Raw genomic sequence first — 19726 nt, 5'->3', positions numbered from 1 at the left:
CGGTACGAGCGGCTGAACATCCAAACTCTTGGATTGGTCTATGCAAAGACGCATAGCAATAAGTATTGGCAATGATTTTTGCGGTAGCTAGCCTTTTTTAATAGGGCGCGGGATCGGCCAAAGATTCGCCCATTCACAAGCGCCAAACAAACAGGGAGTCTTTTTGATGAGGAAACTCACATCTGCGACAGCCGTCGCTGTCAGCATTTTGGCTTTCGGCGCCAGTGCTGTTTCGGCCGAAAAACTAACGATCGGCCTCGCTTCGGAGCCGACGTCACTCGATCCGCATTTTCACAACCTGGGTCCGAACAACGCGATGTCCGTGCACATCTTTGACCGGCTGATCGCGCAGGATGAGAAGCAGCGCCTATCGCCGGGTCTTGCCGTGTCATGGGAGCCGATTGATGAATTGACTTGGGAGTTCAAGCTGCGTGAGGGCGTAAAGTTTCACGACGGAAGTGACTTTACGGCAGACGATGTAGTCTGCACCATGGCGCGCGCGCCGGACGTACCGAACTCTCCATCGGGATACGGCACTTATCTCAAGGGTAAGGAAGTCGTCAAAATCGATGACTACACGGTGCATTTCAAAACGGCCGCACCTTATCCGTTAATGGGCAACGACATTTCCACGATCCCTGTGATCTCAGAAGTGGGCTGCGAAGCAACGACGGAAGACTTCAACGCGGGTACGGCCACCATCGGCACAGGGCCGTTCAAGTTCCAAAGTTACACGCCGGGTGAAAGCATCGTGCTGGTACGGAACGACGACTACTGGGGTGATGCACCGATCTGGTCCGAGGTGGAATTCCGCCCAATCACGTCCGGTCCGAGCCGTGTTGCATCGCTTCTTGCCGGTGATGTGGACATGATATCGGGCGTACCAACGACCGATATCACAACACTTCAGGGCAATGACGGTATTCAGTTGAGCCAGGGCGTGTCCAACCGAGTGATCTATCTTCACATGGACCAATTCCGCGAGGATTCACCCTTTGTGAAGGCCAACGGTGGCGGCGATATCAAGAACCCCCTCATGGACGTCCGCGTCCGTAAGGCGATCAGCATGGCGATCAACCGCGATGCAATCGTTGAGCGTGTCATGGAAGGGGTTGCCCTGCCCGCCGGTCAGCTTCTGCCCGAGGGGTTCTTTGGCGTGTCTGACAATTTGGACGTCGTGGCCTATGATCCAGACGGTGCTAAAGCGCTTCTGGCTGAAGCCGGTTATCCCGATGGATTTGAAATGACAATCCATGGGCCGAATGACCGTTACATCAACGACGCCAAAATTGCCGAGGCAATTGCGCAAATGTTGACCCGTGTTGGCATCAAGACAGCCGTCGAAACCATGCCGCGCTCGGTATACTTTGGGCGCGCTTCCAAAGGCAGCCCAGAGGGTCTGCCGGAGTTCAGCTTTATCCTCGTCGGATGGGGCGCGGGGTCCGGCGAAGCGTCCTCGCCTCTCAAATCGCTGATCCACACCCATGACAAGGATGCGGGCTTTGGATCATCAAACCGTGGCCGACACTCGGATGCTGAAACCGACGCGTTGATCGAAGAAGCCCTGCGAACAGTCGATGACGCAAAGCGGCAGGAACTGCTCGCCGCGGCAACAGAGCGCGCGATCGAGAACGTGGCGATCATTCCGACGCACTTCCAGGTCAACACCTGGGCGGCCAAAAAAGGTCTGAGCTACATCCCTCGGACCGACGAATACACTCTCGCGACAGGCGTCGTGAAAGAGTAACCGCAATGCATCCGGGCCGCCTTCGCAGCGGCCCGCAGCCTTTGCCCAGGGAATGTCCTCATGACCGTTTTTGTCATTCGCCGATTGCTGCAAGCAATGCTTGTTGTCTTCCTGATGTCGGTGATTGTCTTTTTTGGCGTCAACATCGTTGGTGACCCGGTCTACATGCTGGTAAGCCCCGACGCGGATCAGGCTGACATCGAAGCGGCCATTCGACGGCTTGGATTGGATCGGCCTATTTGGGAACAGTACTGGTTGTTCCTCAAAGGTGCGGCACAGGGTGACCTCGGCGATAGCTTCGTCTTCGGTGAGCCCGCGCTCAAACTGATCCTGCACCATATGCCTGCCACGATGGAACTGGCCTTCAGTGCACTCTTTCTTGCCATCGTGATCGGAATTCCATTGGGGCTTTATGCCGGGCTCTATCCCGACAGCCCGCTTTCCAAAGGCGTTATGGCTGGCTCGATTCTCGGTTTCTCGCTGCCGACCTTCTGGGTCGGACTAATGCTCATCATGCTGTTTGCCGTAGAACTTAGATGGGTCCCTGCGACAGGTCGTGGCGACATCGGCTCGTTTCTTGGGATTCACAGCAGCCTTTTTACGCTCGATGGGTTGAGCCACATCTTCCTGCCTGCTCTCAACCTGGCACTTCTTAAGATTTCGCTGGCAATCCGTCTCACCCGAGCGGGTGTCAGGGAAGCGATGGGACAGGATTACGTTAAATATGCCCGGGCCAAAGGGCTTTCGACCCGACGCATCATTCTGGTGCATGTAATGAAGAACATTATGATCCCGGTAGTGACCGTCATGGGCCTCGAATTCGGCAGTTTGATCGGGTTCTCGGTGGTGACTGAATCAATCTTCGCGTGGCCGGGAATGGGCAAACTGCTGATCGACGCAATACTGCAATTGGATCGGCCTGTCGTCGTCGCCTATCTGATGATCATCGTACTGTTCTTCGTGCTGATCAATCTGATCGTCGACATACTTTACTCGATCCTCGATCCGAGGGTTCGTTTGCAGGATCAGGGCGCATGACCGACACCGTCACAGATCATTCGCTGACCACCGCCAAATCCCCTAAGGTCGAGACGCCGTTCCAGCGATTTCGGGCCGAGTTCTTCGAAAGCAGGATCGCGACAGCGGCGCTCGGCATATTCCTGATCATCGTTCTTTTGGCCATCCTGGCACCCTGGATCACACCGCAGAACCCCTACGATCTTGGTCAGGTCAGCGTCATGGATGGGCGCTTGCCGCCAGGTTCCGAAGCCTTCGACGGATATACAATGTGGCTCGGCTCGGACGGGTCTGGGCGCGATCTCTACTCGGCAATTCTCTATGGTTTGCGTATCTCTCTGACCGTTGGGCTTGCATCTGGAGTGATTGCCCTTCTGATCGGTATGGCGATCGGTCTGGTCGCGGCCTACGCTGGTGGCCGGACCGAAGCGTTCATTATGCGCATCGTGGATCTTCAACTTTCGTTCCCGGCATCGCTGGTTGCGCTGATGATGGTTGCGGCACTTGGTAAGGGTGTCGACAAGATCATTCTTGCCCTCGTAATTGCGCAATGGGCCTACTACGCCCGCACGGTGCGCGCGACCGCGCTTGTCGAGCGTGGAAAGGAATATGTTGAAGCCGCACAATGTCTCGGCATTTCGCGTTCGCGGATCGTCTTTCGGCATATTCTCCCGAATTGCATGGCGCCTCTGATTGTCGTTGGCACGGTACAAACCGCCAGTGCGATCTCATTGGAAGCGACGCTTTCGTTCCTTGGCGTAGGACTTCCACAGACTGAGCCGTCGATCGGGGTGCTGATCGCAAATGGATTCGAATACATGCTTTCAGGACGCTACTGGATTTCCGTTTTTCCCGGCGTCGCGCTGTTAATGACGGTGGTGTCCATCAACCTTGTTGGCGACCATTTGCGCGATGTTCTGAACCCGAGGTTGAAGAGATGACTGAAGTACTCGAAGTCAGCGGGCTGAAGACCCACTTCTTCACGCACGCGGGTGTGGTCAAGGCCGTAGATGGTGTGGATTTCACCGTCTCCAAGGGCGAGGTAATGGGTCTGGTGGGTGAGTCCGGGTCGGGCAAGTCGATCACCGGGTTTTCCATCCTTGGGCTGATCGAACCTCCCGGGCGCATCGTCGATGGGTCAATCCGTTTTAATGGTGACGAGATCGCGAACGCACCGGAAGAGCGACTCAAGACCTTGCGTGGCAACCGAATCTCGATGATCTTTCAGGATCCGATGATGACGCTCAACCCGGTCCTGCGCGTCGATACGCAGATGATCGAGGCCATTCTCGCCCATGAAAACGTAAGCCGCCAAACCGCCTGGGAAAGAAGCCGTGATGCGCTTGGTTTGGTTGGCATCCCATCGCCGGAAGAGCGATTGCAAGCCTATCCGCATCAGCTTTCCGGTGGGATGCGGCAGCGCGTGGCGATTGCGACAGCCTTCTTGAACCAGCCGGACCTCATTATTGCCGACGAGCCGACGACAGCGCTCGACGTGACAATTCAGGCGCAGATCATCCACGAGGCACAGAAGCTGACGAAACGCACGGGAACTGCGATGATCTGGATCACGCATGACCTTGCCGTTGTGGCAGGGCTCGCGGACCGGATTTCGGTGATGTACGCAGGACGGATCGTTGAGCAAGGCGGTATCGACGATGTTATCGACCGTCCGTTGCATCCCTATACGGTCGGGCTTCTCGGATCGGTTCCGACGGCGAACCGGCGTGGGCAGCGTTTGTTCCAGATCGAAGGGATGACGCCAAACATGCTCGCCCTGCCTGAAGGATGCGCCTTTGGACCGCGTTGTCAGGCCCTAACGGCAGCGTGTTCCAAGCGCCCCCCGATTAAGGACGTGGATGGCCGCAGCCTTCGCTGTTTCAATCCGCAACGCACCAAGGAGACGACGCTTTGACTGAGCCGCTCGTTGAAATCCGAGGCGTTTCGAAGCGCTTCACCAAACGTTTGGACGTCGCGGGGAAAATCGCACAGCGACTTGGCGCAAACATCCGGGAAGAAACGGTCCATGCTGTCGATAACGTGAACCTGTCGATTCAAAAGGGTGAGGTTCTGGGATTGGTCGGCGAATCCGGCTGCGGCAAGTCCACTTTGGGACGTGTTGTTGCCGGCATTCACCCTGCAAGTGACGGACAGATGTTCTACGGAGGCAAAGATGTTGCGACGTTGAACGGCACCGACAAACGCGCGGCGACCCTCGCAATTCAGATGATCTTCCAGGACCCCTTTGCCAGCCTAAATCCGCGAATGCGCGTCGAAGATATCATCGGCGAAGCACCGCGTATGCATGGGATCGTCAGCAAAGCAGAGAGTGCGGAATACGTGGACGACGTGATGCGCAAGGTCGGCCTCGACCCGTCGCTCAAGCGGCGTTACGCGCATCAGTTTTCCGGCGGTCAGAGGCAACGGATTGGAATTGCACGTGCGCTCGCCGTGAAGCCGAAGTTCCTTGTCTGCGACGAAGCCATCGCTGCGCTGGACGTGTCGATCCAGGCGCAGGTTATCAACTTGTTCATGGATCTGCGCGAAGAGCTGGGCCTGACCTATCTGTTCATCAGCCATGACCTGAGCGTCGTCGAACACATCGCCGACCGCGTGGCGATCATGTATCTGGGCCGCATTGTCGAGAGCGCATCGACTGAGGAAATTTTTTCGGACCCGCGCCATCCCTACACGAAAGCGCTGCTTGCAGAGGCTCCGCGCCTTGATCAGCGCCGGCGTGATTTTGCCCCGATTGAGGGGGAAATTCCGTCGCCGCTAGATCCGCCATCTGGATGTACCTTCCACCCGCGTTGCCCCGTGGCGACCGCTGAGTGCCGCACCACTGTTCCTGAACTGAAAGCGGGGCGCGGCGGGCGCGAAACGGCTTGCCTGCTGGAACACGCCGAAACCGTTTGAACGAGAAGCTGGAGAGCCCCTTGAAAAACGCCGATCCGATCTGGGACCACGTCGACCGCCATCGTGATGATTTTATCGCCTTGTCAGATCGAGTCTTTGACACGCCCGAGACGCTTTATGCCGAGTACAAGTCCGTCGCCGAACATGTGCAGATGTTACGCGCTCAGGGGTTCAAGATAACAGAGAACGCAGCTGGCATTCCTACGGCCGTGATTGGCGAAGCAGGAGACGAGGGTCCGGTGATTGCCATCCTCGGTGAGTTCGATGCGCTGCCATATCTGAGCCAGGCGCCGGGTGTGGCTGAACATCAGCCGCTTGAAGAGGGCGGCAACGGGCATGGGTGTGGTCACAATCTGTTAGGGGCCGCCGCACTCTTGGCCGCGACGGCGGTGAAAGACTGGCTGGCCGAAAACGGCATCAAGGGCCGTGTGCGATACTATGGCTGCCCCGCTGAAGAAGGGGGCGCGGCCAAGACATACATGGTGCGTGAAGGACTGTTCGATGATGTCGACGCAGCCATCTCGTGGCATCCAGCGACCTTCACAGGCGTGAATGAGGCCAGATCGCTCGCAAACACCCGGATCGATTTCACTTTTCATGGAAAAGCTGCCCATGCGGCGGGTGCACCGGAATTGGGTAGGTCGGCGCTTGATGCGGTTGAACTGATGAACATCGGTGTAAATTACCTGCGCGAGCACATGCCCGACAGCGCCCGGGTGCACTACGCCTATCTCGATGCAGGTGGTGTTGCGCCGAACGTGGTGCAGGCCAAGGCCACGGTGCGCCAGCTCGTCCGCGCCAGTTCGCTACCCGACCTCGCCGATCTGGTTACGCGTGTCAGAAAGATTGCAGATGGTGCGGCGCTGATGACCGGAACGCAGGTCACAAGTCAGGTCTTTTCCGGCGTTTCAAACCTGCTTGGAAACCGTCCTTTGGAAGAAACCATGCAGCACGAGCTAGAGAAACTCGGACCCGTCGCCTTTGACGAGTCAGACCTCAGCTTTGCCCGTGAGATTCAGACTACATTGACCACGGCTGACATCAACACGACCTTCAAGCGGATCGGAGCTAAGCCCAGAAAGGATCTCGCACTCTGCGACTTCATCGCACCTCTTGATCGCCACAGCGATGGTGGCGAAGGCTCAACAGATGTCGGGGATGTGAGTTGGGCTGTTCCGACGGTTCAGGCTCGGGTCGCGACCTGCGCAATTGGAACGCCATTTCATACCTGGCAAACAGTTGCACAAGGCAAGGCACCCGCAGCGCACAAAGGCATGATCTACGCCGCAAAGGCAATGGCCGCGACAGCCTGTCGACTGGTTGAGGACCCGTCACGCATCGATGCTGCGCGCGCGACGCATCAAGACCATCTGGGCGAAACGCCGTACACATGTCCGATCCCTGCAGACGTGCGCCCACCTGTCTGAGGGAAAGTGAACATGACCCGCGCTGCTGCCATAGACAACGTCGCCGAATATTTTGACAGCGGTCGATTTGCAACCGATCTTAGCGAACTGGTTGCCCATGAGACGGAGAGCCAGACACCAGAGAAAGCGGCGGAACTTCCGCGCTATCTTGAAGAAGCCCTCGTTCCGCGCCTGCACAGTCTTGGGTTCTCCTGTGCAATACACCCGAACCCTGTGCCAGATGCAGGTCCTATCCTTGTCGCTGAACGCATCGAGGACGACACAGGCCCAACGATCCTGTCCTATGGGCATGGCGACGTGATCCGCGCCCAAACCGATCAGTGGCGCAACGGGCTTTACCCGTTTCGTCTTGTGGATGAGGGCGATTGCCTCTTCGGACGCGGTACCGCTGACAACAAGGGACAACACCTCATCAACTTGGCTGCGTTGAGCTCCGTCATCGACGCTCGTGGATCACTCGGCTTCAACATTCGAATCCTTATTGAAATGGGTGAGGAGATGGGGTCGCCGGGGCTGTCGGAGTTTTGCGCCACGCACAAAGAAAACCTTGCCGCGGATGTCCTGATCGCATCGGACGGACCACGCCTTCAGTCAGACACGCCGACGATGTTCATGGGAGCACGGGGCGGCAATTCGTTCGACCTCATCGTTGACCTTCGAGACGGCGCGCATCATTCCGGTAACTGGGGCGGTTTGCTTGCCGACCCCGCGATGATCCTTGCGCAAGCCCTCTCGACGATCACCGATGTGAGGGGCCAAATCCAAATACCAGAGTGGCGGCCGACCAGCCTAACCGAAGACATCCGGCATACCCTGCGCAATTTGCCGGTAGGCGGAGATGGCGGTCCGAAGATTGACGAAGACTGGGGCGAAGAAAGTCTGACACCGGCCGAACGGGTCTTTGGCTGGAACAGCTTTGCGATCCTCGCAATGAAAAGCGGTGTCCCCGAAGAGCCGGTTAACGCGATCTCGGGATATGCCAAGGCCGCCTGTCAGCTCCGCTTCGTTGTTGGCACCGATCAAGCCGGTATCCTGTCGGCCCTTCGTCGCCACCTTGATGCAAGAGGATTTCAGATCGTTAAGATCAAACCTCACGACCGCGGATTTTTCGATGCGACGCGGACATCGCCGGAGCATCCTTGGGTGTCGTTTGTCGCGCGTTCGCTGGAAGAAACGTCTGGAAAGCGGCCACATATTCTGCCAAATCTCGCCGGTTCCCTGCCCAATGAGGTCTTTTCCGATGTGCTCGGCCTCCCAACGATTTGGGTGCCTCATTCCTATCGTGGCTGTTCACAGCACGCGCCAAACGAACACGTGTTGAAGTCGGTGTCGCGTGATGCATTGCGGGCAATGGCCGGTCTTTTCTGGGATATTGGTGACCTTGCCAGGCCACTCTGACCGCGCGCCACAAAGGCTTTCATCCATACCTGGATCGGGCGGGTATCGCACTCCCGACTTTAACTGACCGCTTTGCGGACAAAACCGACTTTTGTAGCCACGACTATTGCTCATACTGAAAGTGCTTGCATCCGCAGCGGTAGATTTTTCGGTCGAGCAATGATTTCCGGTTTGCGGCCATTCTACTGGGCCAATCCAGCCCGAGTTCAAGCAATCCCTTCGCTGTAATCAGCGTTGAAAATTGAACGCCAGCGAAGCGGGTTCCCAAAAAGAAAAAACGAAATTCAGTTATGGAATTTTTATAACTTTCACGATTAGCAAAAACGACATCGGGTCGCTGCCAGGAGAGAAAAAATGAGGAAACAGGTTTGACTGATTCCCAGTCCATTGAGCACTTCTCATGCACGAACGCCGAATACCAGAATGGCTTCGCCATGCGCCAGCACCCAGCGTGCGGGGATTCGCCATTCTGGCGGGTACAGAGGCGATTGCCAGGGGTATTTTGATCTCTGTCTTTCCGGTAGCGATGTACAACGCGCTGAAGGATGCGCGATTTGTATCCGAAATTTATTTCGCCATTGGCGCAGTTTCACTCTTGATCGGTCTTCTGGTTCCCTACCTGATCCGGTTTGTCCCAAGGAGATTGGTCTATGTGTTCGGCACTCTTTCGTACGTCGCGGGTGCGGTTGTGACGACCGTTGCGACCCCTGCTGCCGTTATTGCGGGGCTCGCACTCACGACATTCGCCGTTGTGACGACATTTGTGTGCTTCAACGCCTATGTGCTCGACCATGTTGCTAAGATCGAACTAGGACGTTTTGAGACATCCCGGCTTTTCTACAGTGCGCTGGGTTGGACGGCAGGCCCTGCGCTTGGCGCGATATTGTACGAACGGTGGCAACCTGCGCCGTTCCTGATTGCAGCCGGTGCGGCGATTGTCATGCTGCTCATCTTTCTTGTTATGCGCCTCGGAAACGGCAGGCTCATCACCAGAAGCCAAAGCGCTCCCGCAAATCCGTTCGCCTATTTCGGGAGGTTTTTTGCGCAACCACGATTGGTTGCCGGATGGGTATTCGCAGTCGTTCGTTCCTGTGGGTGGTGGATTTATGTCGTATACCTGCCCATCTATGCGGTTCAGAACGGGCTAGGCAGCCAGCTTGGAGGGATTGCTTTATCGATTTCCAATGCCGCCCTGTTTTGCACCCCACTGATGCTTCGTTTCATGCAGCGCAGTTCGGTACGCGCAGCAGTCAGAACCGGATTCCTCATGTCCGGGCTGCTGTTTCTTTTTGCTGGAGTTCCATTCGGAATCCCTGAAGTCACAATCGCATTCTTAATGATGGGCTCGATTTTCCTGATCTTGCTCGATGTTTCCGCTGGTTTGCCGTTCCTTCTCGCAGTCAAACCTTCCGAACGAACTGAGATGTCAGCAATATACGCGAGTTTTCGCGATGTTTCGGGTATTATTACACCTGGTGCCGCCTGGCTGGTTCTTCTCGTGGCACCGCTCTCTGGTGTGTTCGCCGCGGGTGGTGCAGGTTTGCTTTGGACGTGGGTTCTGGCTCGTAAGCTGCACCCCCGGTTGGGCCAGACACGCATATCTGTCGAAAGTACTTCAAAGGAAGCTGGCAAAGTTGCTTCTGATATGGTGAGCCTGCCAAACTTAGTCCATGAGAAATCAGTCGCCAGTCGCTTACCGACTGATACATAATAGAAGCCAGCCATTGAGTGACCAAAGCAACTCAGGCGTCAGTAACGTGCAGCTTCTAGGATTTAGCAGAGACGTTGGACTACAAGAAATGCCATTTCAGCGAATGTGTTAAAGGCAAGCTTAACTCTTTCGACTCTGTTTCCTACACGAAACGAACCGTTAGCCTTGTAGTCTCGGACTCTTAATCAAACGAGTACGGAAATCATCACCGAAACGTCGGGCCATGCGCCCAGACCGTCAACGAATACCGATCACCATTCTCAACCGGTGTCACCTGGTGCAACAAGAAGCTGGGAAAGATGGTCGCGCTCCCTTGATACCGGCTGGCCGTTACAGCATACGCACCCGGCATAATCTCCAAGTCACCGCCGTCGTACATCCCGGGTTTGCTGAGTTGAACGACCAGCGACAGCTTTCTTTTTCGGGCGACTGACCCGTCGCCGATATCGGAATGCCACGCAAAATGACCACCATCTGATGCTTTATAGCAGGCAATCTGCGGACTTTCGGCGAACTCGCTCAGATCAAAGCCAAACTTGTCGGTGTTGGAGCGACGGACAACGTTGATCAGGCGTGACATCACCCAATCAGAGCCTTCGACGTCGTCCAGCCAGGTCACATCCGCTCTGCGCAGATTATGATCCTTGTTTTGCCCGACAAGCAGAGCCTCGTTCGCCGGGGCTTTTTGTGATGCAGCAACAATCTGCTCACATTCCCGCGCGGTAAATGCACCGGGAATCGAATGAACTTCCAGCATTCTGTACACCATTTTTGATTGGTACTAAATTTTGCCAAGATGCACAGATGGCGCTGCGCTGTTTTCGACCTAAGAGGCTGAAAGCGACGTAATTTTTCTACAATCTCAATTGTTTTGGGTCCAGGAATCCGGATTTGGAATTCACCCTAGACGTTCTCGGATCCCAAACGGTATACGATGTGCGGCTATCGCCTGCTATTGGACCTTTCAGCGAGTTGCCGAGGTTTATTCCACGCTGGCTTAAGGTCATTGCGATGGCGCGTACCGTGATGGTCGCCCGGGAGAAAAGCGGACATTCGGCTGTTCCGCAGCATAAGACAGATTGGGCTCGGAGCAACCGTTCGCCGCAACCCTTAAACACGACTACTTCGCGGACAACCTTGCCATCCGCTTCATTTTTCTCATTGTCTGCTAGTGGCGTACGACCGACATCTACGCTTTCCCCGAAAAAGGGGATGGTTCTTCTGCTGCCATTTGGTGCAAAGAAGGACGTCTTCGCTCCTACTGACGGATTTGCAACGTGTTGAAGCTCATCAAGAATGCGCGCCTCTATTCACCTGAACCTGTTGGTTTGGGCCATATTCTCACTGCGGGTGAACGCATCATTTACCTCGGCAGCAATAAACCCGAATTGCCTGTCCAGCTTCAGGCAGAGATCATTGACGTCGAAGGCGCAGCGGTTGTTCCGGGTTTTATTGATGGGCATGCGCATATAACTGGCGGTGGCGGTGAAACCGGACCAGCCAGTCGGGTGCCGCCGCTTGTCCTGTCCTCTTTCACGCGTGCCGGTGTCACTTCAGTCGTTGGAGTATTGGGCACGGACGATCTGACCCGCAACACGCAGACGCTGGTGCAACAGGCCTATGGGTTGCGCGAAGAAGGACTTTCAGCCTGGTGTCACACCGGTGGCTATCACGTCCCACTGACCACCCTCACCGGTTCAGCCCGTGGAGACATTGTGTTCCTTGATCCGGTCATCGGTGTTGGGGAACTGGCGATCAGTGATCACCGGTCGAGCCAACCGACATTGGACGAGTTTCTGCGGATCGCAAGCGAAGCGCATGTCGCAGGCCTGATGACTGGCAAGGCGGGGATTGTGCATTGCCATATGGGAGATGGCGAGCGAGGGCTGTCAATGTTGGAACAAGCTATCGCGACCTGCGAAATCCCCGCACGCGTCTTCAATCCAACCCATGTCAATCGCAACAAACCACTCTTCGAACAGGCCGTGGCGCTAGCACGGCACGGATGTTACATCGACGCTACCGCATTCCCCTGCGGACATGTCGAGCCGGGCATCTCTGCTACTGAGGCCTACATTCAGTTTCGCGATTTGGGCGGTCACGCCGACCGGTTCACCATCAGCTCTGACGGTGGTGGCTGCCTGCCCGCCTTTGACCATGAAGGCAATCTGACACGGTTTGGTGTGGGTTTGTCGGACACTTTGCCGGACACGCTGCGCGAACTCACCAACAGAGGAGTACCAATGCCCGAAGCGCTGGCTCCGCTGACCTCAAATGTCGCCGACCTGCTGAAGCTGCACCAAAAAGGTCGTCTGAACGTGGGTATGGACGCTGATTTGGTCGTTCTTGACGAAAACACTGCCGTGCGGCATGTGATGGCCCGGGGGGAATGGCATGTACGCGACGGCCAGATAGCCCGACGCGGCATGTATGAACAGGTTTGAGCGTCCGCGCGGTCCCCGGTGGCTGCCCGCTATAGCACCGGAAGGTAGTTAAGATATGTGCCCTGCACCCGTTGATGCAGAAACCCCGCGCGGGTTCATCATTCCGATCGGCGGCGGTGAAGACCGCGTAAAGGAAATGCAGATTCACCGAAAGTTCGTAGAACTGTCCGGCGGTGCCGACGCTGATATCGTCGTAATCCCGACAGCCTCGATGCTGGAAGAAACCGGACCGGACTATAACCGCATCTTTTCCGAGCTTGGTGCAGGCAAGGTTGAATTCCTGCCTATCTCGCGCCGCGCCGATTGCGACAACCCGGATTACGCGGGGATGCTGGATCGTGCTACCGGGATTTTTTTGACCGGTGGGAACCAGTTGCGCCTGTCAGCGATTCTTGGAGGCACGCTGGTCGCCCAGAAAATCCGGCGCCGAAACGCGGCAGGGGTGCCGGTTGCAGGAACCTCGGCCGGTGCTTCGATCATGTCCGAGCATATGGTAGCAGGCGGCAGCAGCAACTCTGGTCCAGCCGAAGGTAACATCACGCTGGCTCCCGGTATGGGTTTGACCAACGCCGTCATCATTGATCAGCATTTCACCCAACGCAACCGCCTGGGTCGATTGCTAACCGCTTCATCTTTTAACCCTTTTCTAATCGGATTGGGCGTTGACGAAGACACGGCGGCCTTCATTGGGCCCGATAACGTCTTTGAAGTAATCGGCAGCGGAACGGTTACCGTGGTGGATGCGAGCCATTTGACCCATTCTTCGATGTGGGATGCCCGTCGCGGCGAAGCACTCAGCCTTCTTGGACTTCGGCTTGACGTTCTGGGTGAAGGGTGCCGTTATGATCTGACGGCTCGCCAGGCTTTTCCGCCGGATGAGCATATGGCGTTCTGCACATTGCCGGATCTGTCCGGGGATGAGGCCGCCAGCGGGGGGAAACAATAATCTAACCAACGAGGGACCTCATGAAAATAATCTCGACCAATGTCTTTGTCGGCCCGAATGTCTGGGCAAGTTTTCCGGTCATTCGCCACGTCATTGATCTGGGCGTTTTGGAAGATTGGCCTTCGGCCAAAATTGGTTCCGAGTTTATTGATGCATTGACCCAGGCCCTTCCCGGTCTGGCTGAACATGGCTGTTCCTACCGCGAACCCGGTGGTTTCATCCGCCGATTGCGCGAAGATGAAGGTACTTGGCTTGGTCATGTATTGGAACATTGTGCCATTGAAGTGCAGAACGTGGCCGGTTCGGACGTAACTTTTGGCCGCACGCGCGGCACAGGCGAACCCGGCCAATACAACATGGTTTACGAATACCGCCAGCGCGATGTTGGTCTGGACGCAGGCAAGCTGGCAATGCGGCTGCTGATGCATCTATTGCCGCAATCCCTCAAGGAACAGGTGGACTACGACTTCGACCCGGAATTCAACTGGGATGACGAGTTGCGTAGCTTTGTGCTGCGGGCGCAGCGCAAGGAATTTGGTCCCTCAACCGGCTCATTGGTTAAGGCCGCGCAAGAGCGAGACATCCCTTGGATCAGGCTGAATTCTGGGTCACTGGTTCAGTTCGGGCACGGCAAATACCAGAAACGCATTCAGGCAACCATAACCTCTGAGACCAAGCACATCTCGGTCGAGATTTCCTGCGACAAGGAAGACACGCACAATCTGCTGAACGATCTGGGCCTGCCTGTGCCGCAGCAACGCATGGTCTATTCCGCGCGTGAAGCCGTGCGCGCCGCCGCACGGATCGGGCACCCGGTGGTGGTCAAACCGCTCGATGCCAATCATGGGCGCGGTGTTTCGATTAACCTGAACTCGGATGAAGAGGTCGAGGCAGGCTTTGCCGAAGCCAAGGAACATTCCCGCAGCCGCGCCATTCTGGTGGAAAGCTTTATCACCGGTTTCGATCACCGGATGCTGGTTGTGAACAACAAGCTGGTCGCGGTGGCCAAGCGCGTGCCGGGCCATGTGGCAGGCGATGGCACGCACACGATTGCCGAACTGGTCGAAATCGTGAACGAGGATCCGCGCCGTGGCATCGGGCATGAAAAAGTGCTGACCATGCTGGAGATCGACAATCAGGCCAAACGCCTGATGGAAAATGCGGGCGTGACGGAAGAAACTGTGCTGCCTGACGGCGAGGTCTTTTATCTGCGATCAACCGCGAACCTGTCGACCGGCGGCACGGCCATTGATCTGACGGATGTGGTGCACCCTGACAACCGTGACATGGCCGAGCGTGCCATCATGGCCGTCGGGCTGGATGTGGGCGGTGTCGATTTCCTTATCGACGACATCACCAAATCCTACAAGGATATCGGCGGCGCGATTGTCGAGGTGAACGCCGCCCCCGGTTTCCGGATGCACGTGGCACCGTCCGAAGGTCAGCCGCGCGACGTGGCGGGCAAAGTGATCGACATGCTGTTTCCGGCCACCGAGGAAACCCGCATTCCCATCGCGGCAATCACCGGAACCAACGGCAAGACGACCACTTCAAGGATGCTGGGGCACATCATGAAAACCAGCGGCAAGACCGTTGGCATGACCTCGACCGATGGCGTTTATGTTGACGGCAAGCTGAGCGTGAAGGGCGACATGACGGGACCTAAGTCGGCACAGATCGTTCTGCGCGACCCGGCTGTCGATTTTGCGGTGATGGAAACCGCACGCGGCGGACTTGTGCGCTCGGGTCTGGGCTATCAGCGCTCGAACGTAGCGGCCTGCCTGAACGTCTCGGCAGATCATCTGGGTCTTGGCGGCATCAACACGGTTGAGGAACTGGCCGTTGTCAAACGCGTGGTGGTGGAAAGCGCCACCGACACGGCAGTTCTGAATGCCGATGACATCAACTGTTTGAAAATGGCCGACTATGCCGGTGCAGATCAGATCTTTTATGTCACCACCAATCCGGGGCACAGCCTGGTCAAGGAACATATCAAGGCAGGCGGCAAGGCAATTGTGCTTGAAAAGGGCATGAATGGTGACATGCTGACCATTTATGACAACGGTCTTCATATCCCGGTGCTGTGGTCGCATCTGATCCCGGCGGCATTGGAAGGCAAGGCCATTTTCAACGTCCAGAACGCGATGTTCGCCGCCGCGATGGCCTATAGTTTCGGAGTGGATCTGGACAATATCCGCCATGGGCTGCGCACCTTCGACACCAGCTATTTCCAGGCACCCGGGCGGATGAATGTCTATGACGAGCATCCCTTCAAGGTGATCCTCGACTATGGCCACAACCCTGCCGCGCTCAAGGCGATGGCGGCTCTGGCCGATCAGTTGGAGGTCAAGGGCCGAAGGCTGTGCGTTGTTGCGATGCCCGGCGACCGGCGCGATGAGGATATCATCGACGGGGCCGCCGCATTGGCCGGGCATTTTGATCATTTCATCTGCAAGGCAGATGACCGCCGCCGGGGCCGTGGACACGACGAAGTACCGCAAATGATGCGGCAGGCCCTGATCGACAACGGCGTCGATGATGCCGCGATCACGATCATCCCGGATGAGGTCGAAGCGGTGACTGCAGCGTTGGAACGGGCCGCACCGGGCGATCTGCTGGTGATTTTCGGTGATGACACAACGCGCTGCTGGAAGCAGATCATCTATTTCAACTCCGATAGCGAAGCGCCGGTCACAGAGGCTGCGCCGGTGGCAAGCCCCATCGACACCTCGTTCGAGGACATGTTCGAAAGCGACCAGAACCTGATCCGGGATGCGCGAGGCGTGCGCCTGGCCCGCGACATCAGCGAAGACGCGGATTAAGCGGGGGTACCGGAATGGACCGGATAGAAGAGCTTGAAAACGCGCTGACAATTGAAAGCGCGTACGCCGATCATGTCCGGGTAGACGATGCCCGACGCTTGACTGGGCCGGGACTGTTGTGGAACCGCCCCGGCGCGGTGATGGATGTGTTTTTCACCGATACCGGCACCGCGCAGGTCACTGCTTTGTGGGAAAAACACGCGCGCCGCGTGCTGGACGCACTTGGCTGGCAGGATCAGGACGTAACCCACCGCAGTTTCACCGGTGGCGTCAATCTGGCGATTTCAGCACCGATGGATCAGCTCTATTCCGCTATCTTCGCGGTGCAAACCGTCTGGCATTTCTGTGCTGCCGAACTGTTGGCATCCGAGCCCGGCGATTTCGATCAGATGGTTGCGGATGTCAAAAGCGTTATGGAGAAAGAAGCCAATCCCGCGCTGATCGCCCTGATTGCGGCAGCAGAAGCGCATGGTGTGGATATCCTGTGCGATGATGACGAAGTGTCGATCGGGCACGGTACTGGCAGTCAGACCTGGCCGGTCGATGCGCTGCCTACCCCCGATGACTTGGACTGGTCGGCTCTGCACAATATCCCGGTGGCCTTCATAACCGGAACCAACGGCAAAACAACCACAACCCGTTTACTTGAGGCGATCGCGCGCGCTTCGGGCAAGGTTGCCGGGCTGACCTCGACCGAATTTGTGCGGGTGGGAGACGACATTCTCGACCGTGGCGATTATTCCGGCCCCGGCGGCGGGCGAATGCTGTTGCGTGACAAAAGGCTGGAGGTCGCCTGTCTGGAAGTCGCGCGCGGAGGAATCCTGCGCCGGGGGCTGCCGACCCGCGCGGCAACGGCAGCGGCGGTCACCAATGTGGCAAACGACCATCTGGGGCAATACGGGGTCAACACGGTGCCGGAACTGGCTCAGGCCAAATTCGCCGTGCATCGCACGCTGGCCGAGGGTGGCGTGCTGGCACTGAATGCCGATGACTTGTATGTCCGCGCAGAAGCGGAAAATACATCCGCAAATATCTGGTGGTTCTCGCTGGATGCGCAGAACAACCTTGTCCGTCAGGCGCGTGATGCGGGCAAGTGCTGCGCCTATGTGCAGGAGGGAGATATCGTCTTTTTCGACGGTGCGGTCGAACAGGTAGTCATTGCAGTTTCCGATGTTCCCCTGACCATGGGCGGCGCTGCGAAATACAATATCCTGAACGCGCTGGCGGCCCTGTGCCTTGCCTTGGCACTGGACTTGCCCGTTCAGGGGGCTCGGGATGGGTTGGCCGGGTTCAAACCCGACGCCAAGGACAACCCCGGACGCTGCAACGAGTTTAGTTACAATAATGCGCGTGTTTTTGTGGATTTTGCGCATAACCCGCATTCGATTTCGGCCGTTTGCGATGCGCTGTCAAGCCTACCGGCGAAACGGCGTTACATTATGCTCAGCCATGCTGGCGATCGGTCGGATCAGGATATTCGGGACGTTACCGCGACGGCGTTAAATTTCCAGCCCGACGTAGTCGTCGCAGCCGAACTGGAAGGGTATTTAAGAGGTCGCGAATTGGGAGAAATCCCGGACCTGATCAAAAAATCCGCCTTAGAACAGGGATATGACGCGCAACAAGTCCTGAGAGCATCTTCGCCCTCTCTAGCTGCCTCGATGATATTGGAAAAGCTGGAACCGGGTGATCTTGCCTTGCTGTTGGTCCTGTCCGAACGCGACGCCGTGCTCGCGATGCTCGACGGATAAACAGAGCCGGGTGCCGGTGTCACGCAGTTGTAGCTAGCACACGGCGATGTAAGCGCGCGCAAATGCAAACAGGCAGGGAAGTATGCACCAAAAATGTTGCACCTTCGACCTGAGACCGATCGGAGGCGGACTACGGTGCAGAACCCGCCAAGTGATCGTTGCGCAGTATCCGGTACTTTGGGCTCAGTGGAGACTTTGAGTGAATTCCACTCAACGACCGCAGTGCGGAAAATGCTGTCGTTCTGTGCGAAGCAGCAGGCCCTCGAAATTGACTCCGAGCCGACATCCATAAATTGACTCAATTGCTGCGGATGCAGCCCGCTTAGCCATCATGCGTTGCGATGGTGGTAATACTTCTTTTGCGAGCGACCACAAAGCTGACGAACTGGCGCGAACGTCGCACAGGAACCCATTTCTTCAGTAGAATTTGGTACAACGACTCAATCTGCTTATGATTGGCTTAAGCCGTTGAATTCGGAGGCGCATATGTTTCGACTAATTATAGTTACTCTGTCGCTGTTCATCTTTCCGTTTGAGAAGGCATTGGCGGAAATCATCCATCTTCACGCCAAACGTGGAAATATTGAGGGCGTTCTCGCGGAGCTAGAAAAGGGTGTGCCGCTCGAACTTCGCAGTACGAACATGACAAGTGCACCGGGCGTTACACCGCTTTTTGTTGCGGCAAAATTCGGCCATACTGAGTTGGTTGAACTTCTTCTTGAGCGAGGTGCCGATCCCACAATTTTTTTCTATCAGGGAAATGATATTTATACGGTTGGAACCGCTCTCCACCATGCGGCCGGGTATGGTCATATCGAAGTAGTAAAAGTGCTCATTGAGGCTGGGGCGGATCCAGCCAGCTATGAACCATATATCTCAACTCCTTTGCATCAGGCGCTGAGAGCGGGGCACATAGAAATCGCCGAGGTGCTCATCGAAGCGGGAGCGCCACAGCGAGTAGAGAGCCAACCGATTGCCGATAAGTTGCAAGGTGCCAATGTTTCAAATGGAGAGTTTCTAGCCAAGGGGTGCGAAGTCTGCCACGGCAAACCTTCGTCGACGGGGATAACAGGTGATAATGGGCCCAACTTTTGGGGAGTATTCGAACGACCCACTGCGTCCGATCCCGAGTTTTCTTATTCAAGTTATTTGCGCGAATTAGGTTTGGTGTGGGATGCAGATACACTGAATAGCTATCTCGCTAGCCCATATCAGTTTGTACCCGGGACGACCAAAGTGATGCTCGGAATTGAAAATGAAAAAGATCGCGTGGATATCATTGCATATCTCGCAACATTGAAAGATTGAGCTGAATTCGGATGGCGACCAGTTTGTCCCGCTTTGCTGGGAGATGACAAAGTGTAGCGAACGTCTGCATTTCACCCACTCCGAAAATTGTTTGCCATGAAGCATCGGTCACATTGGGCTCAAAGCAGTCTTTCGTCGCGTAATGCATCAATGACCGCTGTGCGGACCTTGCTGCCGTTCGTCGGTTCGGGTGAAAAGGCCGCTGCCAGCCCAAACCAGACATTCAACAGCGATGTTTG

General features: G+C 56.4%; 15 protein-coding genes. 13 read left to right on the top strand and 2 right to left on the bottom strand.

Annotated features, from left to right (window positions below):
- Positions 1-166: 166 nt before the first annotated feature.
- Genes GS630_RS01585 through GS630_RS01555 form a run of 7 tightly spaced genes read left to right on the top strand, consistent with a single transcriptional unit; the run spans position 167 to position 8505 of the window.
- A complete protein-coding gene (locus tag GS630_RS01585; protein ID WP_170387147.1) occupies positions 167-1747 on the top strand; it encodes an ABC transporter substrate-binding protein in 1581 nt (526 codons plus the stop codon).
- A gap of 60 nt (positions 1748-1807) precedes the next feature.
- Positions 1808-2785, top strand: coding sequence for an ABC transporter permease (locus GS630_RS01580; RefSeq protein WP_170482633.1), 978 nt, complete (start codon positions 1808-1810; stop codon positions 2783-2785).
- Positions 2782-3705 (top strand): ABC transporter permease, encoded by a 924-nt coding sequence (locus tag GS630_RS01575; RefSeq protein WP_170387150.1) that lies wholly within the window; start codon positions 2782-2784, stop codon positions 3703-3705. Before GS630_RS01580 ends, GS630_RS01575 begins: the two co-directional genes overlap by 4 nt.
- The gene (locus GS630_RS01570) at positions 3702-4679 is read left to right on the top strand and encodes an ABC transporter ATP-binding protein (protein WP_170387152.1); all 978 of its coding nucleotides are present in this window, start codon (positions 3702-3704) and stop codon (positions 4677-4679) included. Before GS630_RS01575 ends, GS630_RS01570 begins: the two co-directional genes overlap by 4 nt.
- Entirely contained in the window at positions 4676-5680 is a 1005-nt protein-coding gene (locus GS630_RS01565) for an ABC transporter ATP-binding protein (protein ID WP_170387154.1), read from the top strand. The genes GS630_RS01570 and GS630_RS01565 overlap by 4 nt, the downstream gene beginning before the upstream one ends.
- Positions 5681-5700: 20 nt before the next feature.
- Entirely contained in the window at positions 5701-7107 is a 1407-nt protein-coding gene (locus GS630_RS01560) for an amidohydrolase (protein WP_170387156.1), read from the top strand.
- Between the two features lie 12 nt (positions 7108-7119).
- A complete protein-coding gene (locus tag GS630_RS01555; protein ID WP_170555235.1) occupies positions 7120-8505 on the top strand; it encodes a M20 family metallopeptidase in 1386 nt (461 codons plus the stop codon).
- Positions 8506-8608: 103 nt separating this feature from the next.
- Here the strand turns inward: GS630_RS01555 and GS630_RS01550 are convergent, their stop codons facing one another.
- Complete coding sequence (locus GS630_RS01550; protein WP_216604505.1) at positions 8609-8893, bottom strand: hypothetical protein; 285 nt, start codon at positions 8891-8893, stop codon at positions 8609-8611.
- 12 nt (positions 8894-8905) lie between these two features.
- On the opposite strand from GS630_RS01550, the gene GS630_RS01545 reads away from it, so the two are divergent.
- The gene (locus GS630_RS01545) at positions 8906-10216 is read left to right on the top strand and encodes an MFS transporter (protein ID WP_170645099.1); all 1311 of its coding nucleotides are present in this window, start codon (positions 8906-8908) and stop codon (positions 10214-10216) included.
- A gap of 205 nt (positions 10217-10421) precedes the next feature.
- Here the strand turns inward: GS630_RS01545 and GS630_RS01540 are convergent, their stop codons facing one another.
- A complete protein-coding gene (locus GS630_RS01540) occupies positions 10422-10973 on the bottom strand; it encodes a 2OG-Fe(II) oxygenase (protein ID WP_170645098.1) in 552 nt (183 codons plus the stop codon).
- Between the two features lie 520 nt (positions 10974-11493).
- Between GS630_RS01540 and iadA the strand changes: the two genes are divergently transcribed.
- The 5 genes from iadA to GS630_RS01515 all read left to right on the top strand — a co-directional run bounded on the left by iadA (position 11494) and on the right by GS630_RS01515 (position 19487).
- The gene (iadA, locus tag GS630_RS01535; protein ID WP_170387164.1) at positions 11494-12660 is read left to right on the top strand and encodes a beta-aspartyl-peptidase; all 1167 of its coding nucleotides are present in this window, start codon (positions 11494-11496) and stop codon (positions 12658-12660) included.
- Between the two features lie 55 nt (positions 12661-12715).
- On the top strand, positions 12716-13606 hold the full coding sequence (locus GS630_RS01530; protein WP_082643737.1) for a cyanophycinase: 891 nt from the start codon (positions 12716-12718) through the stop codon (positions 13604-13606).
- A 20-nt stretch (positions 13607-13626) separates the two neighbouring features.
- Positions 13627-16428, top strand: coding sequence for a cyanophycin synthetase (cphA, locus tag GS630_RS01525; RefSeq protein WP_171711831.1), 2802 nt, complete (start codon positions 13627-13629; stop codon positions 16426-16428).
- Between the two features lie 14 nt (positions 16429-16442).
- Positions 16443-18179 carry a Mur ligase family protein gene (locus GS630_RS01520; protein ID WP_170387170.1) on the top strand — a complete coding sequence of 579 codons (1737 nt, stop codon included), beginning with the start codon at positions 16443-16445 and terminating at the stop codon, positions 18177-18179.
- A gap of 486 nt (positions 18180-18665) precedes the next feature.
- Positions 18666-19487, top strand: a complete 822-nt coding sequence (locus GS630_RS01515; protein WP_170623321.1) for an ankyrin repeat domain-containing protein — start codon at positions 18666-18668, stop codon at positions 19485-19487.
- The last annotated feature ends 239 nt before the right edge of the window (positions 19488-19726 follow it).

It is taken from the genome of Ruegeria sp. HKCCD7303 (assembly GCF_013111185.1).
Lineage (GTDB): Bacteria > Pseudomonadota > Alphaproteobacteria > Rhodobacterales > Rhodobacteraceae > Ruegeria.
Note: the sequence above shows the minus strand (reverse complement) of the source record. Positions and strands in the feature narration are given on the sequence as shown.

What these genes read in the sequence shown, in the direction of transcription:
- GS630_RS01555 (WP_170555235.1), top strand. Translation starts at nt 7,120, where the DNA reads ATGACCCGCGCTGCTGCCATAGACAACGTCGCCGAATATTTTGACAGC.
- cphA (WP_171711831.1), top strand. Translation starts at nt 13,627, where the DNA reads ATGAAAATAATCTCGACCAATGTCTTTGTCGGCCCGAATGTCTGGGCA.
- GS630_RS01580 (WP_170482633.1), top strand. Translation starts at nt 1,808, where the DNA reads ATGACCGTTTTTGTCATTCGCCGATTGCTGCAAGCAATGCTTGTTGTC.
- GS630_RS01540 (WP_170645098.1), bottom strand. Translation starts at nt 10,973, where the DNA reads ATGCTGGAAGTTCATTCGATTCCCGGTGCATTTACCGCGCGGGAATGT.
- GS630_RS01585 (WP_170387147.1), top strand. Translation starts at nt 167, where the DNA reads ATGAGGAAACTCACATCTGCGACAGCCGTCGCTGTCAGCATTTTGGCT.
- GS630_RS01550 (WP_216604505.1), bottom strand. Translation starts at nt 8,893, where the DNA reads ATGGACTGGGAATCAGTCAAACCTGTTTCCTCATTTTTTCTCTCCTGG.
- GS630_RS01575 (WP_170387150.1), top strand. Translation starts at nt 2,782, where the DNA reads ATGACCGACACCGTCACAGATCATTCGCTGACCACCGCCAAATCCCCT.
- GS630_RS01570 (WP_170387152.1), top strand. Translation starts at nt 3,702, where the DNA reads ATGACTGAAGTACTCGAAGTCAGCGGGCTGAAGACCCACTTCTTCACG.
- GS630_RS01520 (WP_170387170.1), top strand. Translation starts at nt 16,443, where the DNA reads ATGGACCGGATAGAAGAGCTTGAAAACGCGCTGACAATTGAAAGCGCG.
- GS630_RS01545 (WP_170645099.1), top strand. Translation starts at nt 8,906, where the DNA reads ATGCACGAACGCCGAATACCAGAATGGCTTCGCCATGCGCCAGCACCC.
- GS630_RS01530 (WP_082643737.1), top strand. Translation starts at nt 12,716, where the DNA reads ATGTGCCCTGCACCCGTTGATGCAGAAACCCCGCGCGGGTTCATCATT.
- GS630_RS01515 (WP_170623321.1), top strand. Translation starts at nt 18,666, where the DNA reads ATGTTTCGACTAATTATAGTTACTCTGTCGCTGTTCATCTTTCCGTTT.